The sequence below is a fragment of the Hydrogenophaga sp. genome (genome assembly GCF_036675665.1).
Taxonomy (GTDB): domain Bacteria; phylum Pseudomonadota; class Gammaproteobacteria; order Burkholderiales; family Burkholderiaceae_C; genus Hydrogenophaga.
The window spans coordinates 1-2,760 of the sequence record NZ_JAKFEO010000095.1 but is presented as its reverse complement, the minus strand read 5'-3'; the positions used below and the strand labels follow the sequence as shown (position 1 = coordinate 2,760).

The 2,760-nt window shown below is 64.5% G+C and carries 3 protein-coding genes; 1 reads left to right on the top strand and 2 read right to left on the bottom strand.

From position 1 onward, the window contains the following. On the top strand, nucleotides 1-253 hold a 253-nt coding region (locus V6M63_RS21805), incomplete at its 5' end, for a hypothetical protein (protein WP_332745312.1). Between the two features lie 9 nt (nucleotides 254-262). On the opposite strand, the gene istB is transcribed toward V6M63_RS21805, so the two are convergent. Both istB and istA read right to left on the bottom strand, forming a co-directional pair. Next, complete coding sequence (istB, locus tag V6M63_RS21800; RefSeq protein WP_332745311.1) at nucleotides 263-1,000, bottom strand: IS21-like element helper ATPase IstB; 738 nt, start codon at nucleotides 998-1,000, stop codon at nucleotides 263-265. Nucleotides 1,001-1,036: 36 nt separating this feature from the next. Next, the gene (istA, locus tag V6M63_RS21795) at nucleotides 1,037-2,575 is read right to left on the bottom strand and encodes an IS21 family transposase (RefSeq protein WP_332745310.1); all 1,539 of its coding nucleotides are present in this window, start codon (nucleotides 2,573-2,575) and stop codon (nucleotides 1,037-1,039) included. Nucleotides 2,576-2,760 lie beyond the last annotated feature (185 nt).

Genomic DNA, 2,760 nt, shown 5'->3' with positions numbered 1-2,760 from the left:
TGCGGATTTCAGCGATCGTGGACGCCTGTTTCAGTCTGATCGCGGACGGCGTTTCAGTCTGATGGTGGACGCGCGGGGGGTGCGCGCAAGCGAGGGGTTTAATGTATCTCAATCGTCCACGATCAGTCTGAAACGTTCTCTCGCGAAGCGATTATTGAAGCTGCGCGGTGCAGACTTATCCACGGCGGCGGACGGCGCTTGCGACGTACCGGCCGACGCGGTGGATAAGTCGTCTGTGGCGCCCAGGAGGTAGTGCTCGGGGTCATTGGTTTTGCTCTTGGTCGCGCAGCGATTTGCCTTTGAGCTCGATCTTGTGGCTGCTGTGCACGACGCGGTCGAGGATCGCGTCAGCGAGTGTGGGGTCGTCCAGATAGGTGTGCCAGGCCTTCACCGGCAACTGGCTCGTGATCAAGGTTGAGCGGCTTCCCACGCGGTCATCGAGCACCTCAAGCAGGTCGTTGCGCTCGGTAGCACCCATCGGAGAAATTGCAAAGTCATCAATGACCAGCAGATCGAGCTTGGCCAGCTGCGTCAGGCGGCGCGCGAAGCTGCCGTCGCCGTGAGCCACCTGCAGCTCATCGAACAGACGCGCAGCGCGGGTGTACAGCACGGAGAAGCCGGACCTGGCCGCCTGATGCGCGAGCGCACAAGCAAGCCAAGTCTTGCCGCAACCGGTCGCGCCCGTGATCAACAAATTCTGCCCGTGGCGCAGCCAGTCGCCACCGGCCAGCGCGGCCACCAGTGAGCGGTCCAACGAGCGGCTGGTGCGCCAGTTGATGTCCTCCACGCAAGCGGCGCTGACTTTGAGCTTGGCGGCCTTGAGCAGGCGCGCGACGCGCCGGTCGTCACGCCAGGCAACCTCGCGCTGCACCAGCAGGGTCAGCCGCTCATCAAACCCCAGCGCCGTGGCGGCGGTGCTGGTGGCTTGCTCCTCGATGGCGCGCACCATGCCGTCCAGGCGCAGGCTGCGCAGTTGGTTGAGGGTGTGTTCATTCAACATCGGTCTTCTCTCTTTCAGTGGTGGATGGTTCAAGGCTCAGTGGTAGTAGTCGGGGCCGCGCACGTTCTCGTGGGCCGGCAGCGGGGGCGTCGCGGGCGTGAACAACGAGGGCTGGCGGTCCAGCCCGTTCTTGAGGATCGAGGCCACGCTGCGGTAGGTGGGTGAGCGGATCGCCAGCGCCCGGGTACAGGCCGCCTCCAGCCGAGCGGGCGTGTACTGGCGCGCCAGGCGCTGCAGCCCCAGGCAGGCGCGGTAGCCCTGCTCGGGGTGCGGGCGGTGCTCAAGCTGCCAGGTCACTACGGCAGCAGTGCTCACGCCGATGCGCTTGCCCCAGTCGATCAGCTTGCCGGGCGTCCACTGCAGGTGGGCGCGGTGGGACGCCGGCATGTGCTCGGCCGTCGTGCTGTGGGCGCCGCGCTTGTGGCTCAAGGCGTGGCAGGCCACGCGCTGGTTGGCCGCAAAGCACTCCAGCAGGCTGTCGGTGATGCGCATCTCGACCGTGGTGCCCACCAGGGCGTGCGGCACGCTGTAGTAGTGAGCGTCGAACTCGACGTGATAGTCGATGTTGACCTTGGCACTCTTCCAGCGACTGACCTCGTAGCGGGTAGCCGGCAAGGGCTTGAGCGCTGGGGCGTCCAGCGCCTCGAAGGCGCTTCTCCTGCAGCCGGGCAGTTTCTTGAAGGGGCGCTGGTTCAGATCGATGAGAAGCTCGGCGATGGCGCGGTTGAGCTCGCCCAGGCTGAAGAATCGGCGGTTGCGCAGGCGCGCCAGAATCCACCTCTCTACCAGGAGCACCGAGCCTTCGACTTTGGGTTTATCACGGGGATGACCCGGACGTGCGGCCAGCAGGGCGCAGCCGTAGTGGGTGGCAAACTCCTCGTAGCTCCGATTGGGCTCGGGGTCGTAGCGGTCGGGGTACTTGATCAAGGCGCGGGTCTGGTCGGGCACGATCAGGCGCACCACGCCGCCGATGAACTCGAGTGCGCGCACCTGAGCGCCGATCCAGTCAGCAGTGGTCTGACGCGCGGTGGCACAGGCGTAGGTGTAGTTCGAAGCCCCCAGCGTGGCCACGAAGATCTGCGCGGCGGTGATCTCGCCGGTGGTCGCGTTGATCAGCGGCACGGTCTGTCCGGCGTAATCGACGAACAGCTTCTCGCCACCAATGTGGACCTGGCGCATCGAGAGCTTCAAGCTCTGCGCGAACAACCGGTACTTGACGCAAAAGCTTGTGTACTTGTAGGCCAGCGCGTTGCCCCGGGCGTACTCCTCCCACAGCAGCTGCAGGGTGACGCCGGCACGCTTGAGCTCTTGGTGCACCAGCGCAAAGTCGGGGGCCAGCTGGTGGCTCGAGCGCGGCAGCGCCGGACGATACAGCCTGGCTTCCAGTTGCTCGTCGGTGAGGGTCTGAGCGAGCGCCCAGTCCACCCCGGCAACGCGGGCCAGCGACACGTACTTGCCCGCCGCGCTCTTGGAGATCTTCAGCGCTCGGCCGACCTCGTTGTAGCTCAGCCCTGCCTGCAGGTGCAGGCGTAATGTCTCTCTGATTCGGCGCATAGTGATTCTGTTTGTGGGCATCGGCTTCAATCGCAAAAAGCGCTAAGCCTATGCCGGTTCAAAAAATCACTTGCACGCTCCCCAATCGTCCACGATCACGCTGAAACAGCGTCCACGATCAGCCTGAAACACCGTCCACGATCACGCTGAAATGCCGTCCACCATCAGCCTGAAACGCCGTCCACGATGGGCTGAAATACGCACTT